Below are 6,000 nucleotides of genomic sequence, written 5' to 3'. Positions count from 1 at the left end.
ATGCGCGCCGGGACCCAGCGCCACAAGATCGATGTCTTGCGCTTTCATCGCGCTTTGCAGATTGGCCAGACGGGACATCGCGGTGCTCCTTTGATCGCGGCATTTGGGCAGGCTAGCGCAGCGGCAGCTTTGCCACAACGTTAACCGCGCGCGCTATGCCTGCCATGCCGCCGAAGACAGACCCTGGCCCGGCGCGCCACAAGCCCACAGGTCAACTGAAATCAATTTCGTCATGAAACGGCAGGCTGCGGATCCGTTTGCCCGTCGCCGCAAAAATTGCATTGCCCAGTGCAGGTGCAGCCGGCGGCACGCCCGGCTCGCCGATGCCTCTGATCCGGTCGCTGTTTTCCAGCCCGCGCACCTCGATCTTTGGGGTCTGGCGCAAGCGCATGCCCTCAAAGACATGAAAGTTGTCTTCCTGCGCCACCCCGTCTTCATAGGTCAATGCCGCATTCATCGCATGCCCCAGACCCCAGATCACACCGCCTGAAAGCTGCGCTTCAAAGTTAACGGGATCAAGCACGCGCCCCACCTCAGCAGCAACCCAGACTTTGTCGATGCGCAAACCACCTTGGGTGTCCGACACCTCGACCACCTGCGCCGTCGGCACACCAAAGGACAGCGTAAAGGCCAGACCGCGTCCGCGCCCCGGGGCCAGATCAGTTCCCCATTCCGACATCTCTCCCACCGCTTCAAGCACCTTACGCGATGGGTCATGTGTGCAAAGCCGCAGCCGTTCAGCCAGCGGATCCACACCCGCCGCATAACACAGCTCGTCAAAGAACGTCTCATGCATGAACCCGTTGCCTGACGCTCCGACAGACCGCCACCAGCTGACCGGCACCATTTCCGGCACGCGGTAACCCGTCACGCGGTAGTGCGGAATTGCAAAGGGTTGATCCCAGGCCCCCGCCACAATCGTAACATCCGGCCCCATCGCAGGCATCCCCAAACGGCCCATCTGCGATTCAACAACAGACTGGGAGGCAATCGACAGGTCAAACGCCTCCACCGCACCGCCGCTCACGGCACCGCGCGCCCGCGCGATGGCCATGGGACGGGGGAAATCGTGGGTAAAGTCCTCTTCGCGCTGCCAGACCATCTTGATCGGCACGCCGCGCCGCTGCATCGCGATCTCGACCGCCTGCTTGACGTAATCGTCTTCCAGCCGCCGTCCAAAACTGCCGCCGGACATCAGCACATGCAGATGCACGTCCTCGGCTTGCACTCCTGCAAGAGCCGCCGCGGAGGTCTCAATAAAGCGGGGGATCTGCGTGCCAGTCCAAATGTCGAGCCGCCCATCCTCGAGCTTGACCACAACGCTCATCGGTTCCAGCGGGGCATGGGCGAGATAAGGCAAACGGTATTCCGCCTCCAGCACTTCTGCGGATGCATCAAGCGTGCCCACCACATCGCCTTCGTCCTTGAACCGGCTGTCTTTTTTGTCATCGGTGAAAGAGGCTGCAATGGCTGCAAACTGATCCTCGGTGTTGCCAATATAGGGGGCAGGCCCCCAGTCACAGTCGACAGCTTGCGCCGCCTGAAACGCGCGCCAGGTGTTGTCAGCAATCACCGCAATGCCACCGGTGATCGGCAAAACATCATGCACCCCGCGCATGTCCATCGCATCGGTTGCGTCAAAGCCCAGAATGCCACCACCCAATGCTGGGTTGGTGCGCGTTGTAGCATGCACCATCCCCTCCATCTGCATGTCGATGCCGTAAACTTGGGTTCCGGTTGATTTGGCCCGGATGTCCCAACGCGGATGAGATTTTCCCAGCGTCCGCCACGTCGAAGGATCGCGCAGCGTGACCTTTTCCACCGCCGGGATCTCGGCGGCGGTTGCGGCCAGATCAATGTAGGCCAACCGGGTGCCATCGGTCAGCACCACGGCACCCCTATCCGTTGTGAGATCCGCAGCCTCCAACCCCGTTTGCACCGCAGCCGCTGCAATCAGCGTCTCTCGTGCGACCGCCCCGGCCAAACGCAGACGGTCATACATATCGGGCACCGTGGTGGAGCCGCCGGTCAGTTGCAGGCCCGTCATTTTACCGACCACATCAGCAGCCCCGCGCCCGGTACGCGCGATCACGTTGTCGGCGGTTGCAGCAATGGGCATGCCTTCGGCTGCAACCACACCGTTGTAGTAGGCACGCGAAGGGGGTCCCGGTTCAATCCGCACCGTATCAAGATCCACGTCCAGCTCTTCGGCAATCAGATGCGCCTGAACCGAATAGGCCCCTTGCCCCACATCCGCACGCGGCGTGATCAGCGTGACGCTGTCCGCATCAATTTTGACAAAGGGGTTAAAGGTCACCGCACCCGGCTGAAGGCCTGCTTCCAGAGGGTTTTCCAACTCGCGTTTGTACATATAGGTGCCAAAGGCGACACCGCCGAGGATCGCCGCTGATCCTACAAGAAAGGTGCGCCGCGCGATTTTCCCAAGACGCGCCATGCTCACACTCCCTGCAAGCGGCGTGCCGCTGTTCTGACGGCCGCCAGGATCCGCGGATATGTCCCGCAGCGGCACAGATTTCCGTCCATCCCGTCAAGGATGTCCTGTTCCGACGGGGTTGCATTCTGCGCCAAAAGCGAAGCGGCCTGCATGATCTGGCCCGATTGGCAGTAGCCGCATTGCGCAACCTGATGTTCGACCCATGCCGCCTGCACTTCGTGCAGGATCTGCGGAGTCCCAAGGCCTTCAATCGTAGTGATCTCACCCGCGACATCCGCTGCGGCAACCTGACAGGATCTCACTGCGACACCGTCCATATGCACCGTGCAGGCACCACATTGGGCGATGCCGCAGCCATACTTCGGCCCGGTAATCCCAAGCTCATCCCGCAGCACCCACAACAGCGGCATGTCCTCTTCGACATCCACGTCGTGAACCGTACCGTTCACCGTCAGCTTCATGCACACTTCCCCTGCGCTAAACTGTTCCGTTTAGCTTAGCACGCGGGGACAGCGATTCAACCACAAGGTTGTTCCAGCTACAGTCTATGCGGCCGATCAGAACTCGACCACAGCACGGATGGACTTGCCTGCGTGCATCAGATCAAAGCCATGGTTGATCTCTTCCAGCTTCAGTTTGTGCGTGATCATCGGATCGATCTCGATCTTGCCGTCCATGTACCAGTCGACGATTTTGGGCACATCCGTGCGCCCCTTTGCACCACCAAACGCGGTACCCCGCCAAACGCGCCCCGTAACCAACTGGAAGGGCCGGGTTGAGATTTCTGCACCCGCTGGGGCCACACCGATGATGATGCTTTCCCCCCAGCCCTTGTGCGCGCATTCAAGCGCGTCACGCATGACTTTGGTATTGCCCGTGGCGTCAAAGGAATAGTCCGCGCCGCCCTTGGTCAGTTCCACCAGATGCGCCACCAGATCACCGTCCACCTTTGCGGGGTTCACAAAGTCGGTCATGCCAAAATACTTGCCGGTCTCTTCCTTGTCGTCATTGAGGTCCACGCCGACAATCTGATCCGCCCCCGCCAACCGCAGGCCCTGGATCACGTTCAAACCAATACCGCCCAGACCAAAGACCACACAGCGCGCGCCAATCTCGACCTTGGCGGTGTTTATCACAGCGCCAATGCCCGTTGTGACCCCGCAACCAATGTAGCAGATTTTGTCAAAAGGCGCGTCCTTGCGGACTTTGGCCAGTGCAATCTCGGGCACCACCGTGTGATTGGCGAAGGTAGAGCAGCCCATGTAGTGGTGGATCGGCGTGCCATCCAGCATGGAAAAACGCGTTGTGCCATCGGGCAGTTGCCCACGTCCTTGGGTGACCCGGATCTTTTGGCACAGGTTGGTTTTCCCCGACAGGCAGTATTCGCATTCGCGACACTCAGGCGTGTAAAGCGGGATCACATGATCGCCGGGCTCAAGCGTTGTGACGCCCTCACCCACTTCCAGCACCACACCCGCACCCTCATGGCCCAAAATGGCCGGGAAAATCCCCTCAGGATCATCGCCAGATCGCGTGAATTCATCCGTGTGGCACAGGCCCGTCGCCTTGATCTCAACCAAAACCTCTCCCGCACGCGGACCCTCAAGATTCACCTCCATGATCTCCAAGGGCTGTCCGGCAGCAACAGCAACAGCAGCGCGGGTCTTCATCATCAAGGCGTCCTCCAAAATCTACGGCTCTTGGTATACGGCCGCATTCAACCTGAGTATGAGCGTCGCCTCGCCCTCAGAACAACTAAGACAATGGTGGGTATTGGGTCTTGTGGACAGACCGCAGATGCTTGGCCATAGTTGGATTGACCAAGGAGGACCCGAAAAATGAAGCTCGGAACTGTCGTCGCAATTTGCGTTTTGACCGCATCTGCTATGCCCGCAACCGCGGCCGACTTCTCTGATCCAACTTGGCCATGCGTTCAACGCAAGGTAGAAAGCCTTTCCTTGGGTCTGATGTGGCCCTATCCTGTCGATCCGGAGGCCCGTCCCGCGTCCGACGCTCAACAATCAGATATTGCAGAATTGGTCGGTTATTTGTCATTGCGCCGCGTCGAATTGGACACGCTACAGCCCCGAGTGTCCTCTTTTGCGCAAAGTTATGACGGCAATGCTGACGTTTTGGGAATGGTATTTTCCGATGTCTTCGACACTCTATCGAAACGGCGTGAGCGAATCATCCAAGGCATTGGAGACTTTTCGCTGAGCCAGATCGCGCTTGCAGATCAAATCGAAACGGCGCGGATAGAGATGGACGCGCTTTTAGACAAATCCGAACCTGACTACGACAGAGTCGACGCGCTCGAAGAACAACTCGACTGGGATCAAGTCATCTACACGGATCGCCAGCGCAATATTTCTTATCTGTGCGAAACGCCCACCCTGCTGGAACGACGTCTATTCAGCATCGCCCAGATGCTGCAACAAGTGGTTCAGGAACAGGGTTGAAGCCAGCAATCATTCCCATTCCAATTCCGTGAACGCCACTGTGGCATTGCGTGGATTATAGGCTTGGAAAAGCGCCCATAGCGACTTTTCGCTCCGTCCGATAACCTTTACTGCCTCACCTAAGCGCTGGCCTGCTTCTATTGCGGTACGCGTATCGGTTTCCAGTACCTCAAGGTACCGCGTCATGGGGGCTGCCCCCAACGGCCACTCCAATGATGGCCCGCCATGCCCCGGTACCACCCGCGCCAGTTCAATGCTTTCCATTTCCGAAAGAACGGCGCGCCATCCACGCAATCGACCATCCAATGCAGGCGTATGCCGATCAAACACCAAATCTCCGGCAAAAAGCGTCTTGGTTTGCTGATCCAGCACGGTCAGGTCACTTCCAGTATGGGCCATGGGCCATGCACGAAACACCAGTTTGCGATTGCCCAGATCAATCTCAAACTGTTCCTCAACAGCTATGTCAACCGGAACGGCGCGGGTGCCCAGCATGTCAGCGGCCCCGACAAGTCGTGTTAGGCTTTCAAGATAATTGGCCTGACGGTCAGACAGGGCACGGGACAGATTCTTATGACCGATGACTTTGGCTCCGGCCTCGACAAAAGGACCAGCGCCCAGAACATGGTCAGGGTGCATGTGCGTAAGGACGACATGGGTGGCGGGTTTGTCTGTACGTTGACGTATGGATCGCCACAGCGCCTCACCCATCCAGCGCGCCGTTCCGGTGTCAATCACCGCAACGCTAGTGTCTCCGACGATAAAGCCCAGATTTGTCACATCACCACGGTTCGAATGGTCAGGTTCTTCTACAGCACCCATGTGCACGAAAACGCCTGGAGCAATTTCAACGACGCGCAAGGTCTCGCCAGCCTCGGTGCAGTTTGGATCGCTTTGAACCGCCAACCCTTCAAACACTTTCAGATCTGGTGGGCGCGCCTCCAAACTTGTGATGCACTCCGCCTGCGTGGTCGCTTCGTAACCGGGCAAAAGGTGATCTCGGCATGGCCCGTCAGAAAGGCTGATGCATAATGCAATAACGGCTTCAAACATGGTTGCCCCCTCTCAGACATTCTTTCACACGAA

At 58.5% G+C, this 6,000-nt stretch carries 5 protein-coding genes; 1 reads left to right on the top strand and 4 read right to left on the bottom strand.

Translation table 11 applies throughout. The features are described from left to right. Positions 1-211 precede the first annotated feature (211 nt). From AB8B75_RS13295 to AB8B75_RS13285, 3 genes are all read right to left on the bottom strand, one after another. Positions 212-2,455, bottom strand: coding sequence for a molybdopterin cofactor-binding domain-containing protein (locus AB8B75_RS13295; protein ID WP_405362918.1), 2,244 nt, complete (start codon positions 2,453-2,455; stop codon positions 212-214). 2 nt (positions 2,456-2,457) lie between these two features. Next, positions 2,458-2,916 (bottom strand): (2Fe-2S)-binding protein, encoded by a 459-nt coding sequence (locus AB8B75_RS13290; RefSeq protein WP_405362917.1) that lies wholly within the window; start codon positions 2,914-2,916, stop codon positions 2,458-2,460. 96 nt (positions 2,917-3,012) lie between these two features. Beyond that, positions 3,013-4,125 carry an S-(hydroxymethyl)glutathione dehydrogenase/class III alcohol dehydrogenase gene (locus tag AB8B75_RS13285; protein WP_405362922.1) on the bottom strand — a complete coding sequence of 371 codons (1,113 nt, stop codon included), beginning with the start codon at positions 4,123-4,125 and terminating at the stop codon, positions 3,013-3,015. Between the two features lie 168 nt (positions 4,126-4,293). Here AB8B75_RS13285 and AB8B75_RS13280 point away from each other — a divergent pair, with 168 nt between their 5' ends. Beyond that, positions 4,294-4,914, top strand: coding sequence for a hypothetical protein (locus AB8B75_RS13280; RefSeq protein ID WP_405362916.1), 621 nt, complete (start codon positions 4,294-4,296; stop codon positions 4,912-4,914). A gap of 9 nt (positions 4,915-4,923) precedes the next feature. Here AB8B75_RS13280 and AB8B75_RS13275 read toward each other — a convergent pair whose 3' ends face one another. After that, the gene (locus AB8B75_RS13275; RefSeq protein WP_405362914.1) at positions 4,924-5,967 is read right to left on the bottom strand and encodes a quinoprotein relay system zinc metallohydrolase 2; all 1,044 of its coding nucleotides are present in this window, start codon (positions 5,965-5,967) and stop codon (positions 4,924-4,926) included. Positions 5,968-6,000: the final 33 nt, after the last annotated feature.

Origin of the sequence: Roseobacter sp. (assembly GCF_045106495.1) — a bacterium.
Lineage (GTDB): Bacteria > Pseudomonadota > Alphaproteobacteria > Rhodobacterales > Rhodobacteraceae > Roseobacter.
Note: the sequence above shows the minus strand (reverse complement) of the source record. Positions and strands in the feature narration are given on the sequence as shown.

Excerpts from the sequence above, each read along its gene's own strand:
- AB8B75_RS13280 (WP_405362916.1), top strand. The coding sequence starts at position 4,294 with ATGAAGCTCGGAACTGTCGTCGCAATTTGCGTTTTGACCGCATCTGCT.
- AB8B75_RS13285 (WP_405362922.1), bottom strand. The coding sequence starts at position 4,125 with ATGAAGACCCGCGCTGCTGTTGCTGTTGCTGCCGGACAGCCCTTGGAG.
- AB8B75_RS13275 (WP_405362914.1), bottom strand. The coding sequence starts at position 5,967 with ATGTTTGAAGCCGTTATTGCATTATGCATCAGCCTTTCTGACGGGCCA.
- AB8B75_RS13290 (WP_405362917.1), bottom strand. The coding sequence starts at position 2,916 with ATGAAGCTGACGGTGAACGGTACGGTTCACGACGTGGATGTCGAAGAG.
- AB8B75_RS13295 (WP_405362918.1), bottom strand. The coding sequence starts at position 2,455 with ATGGCGCGTCTTGGGAAAATCGCGCGGCGCACCTTTCTTGTAGGATCA.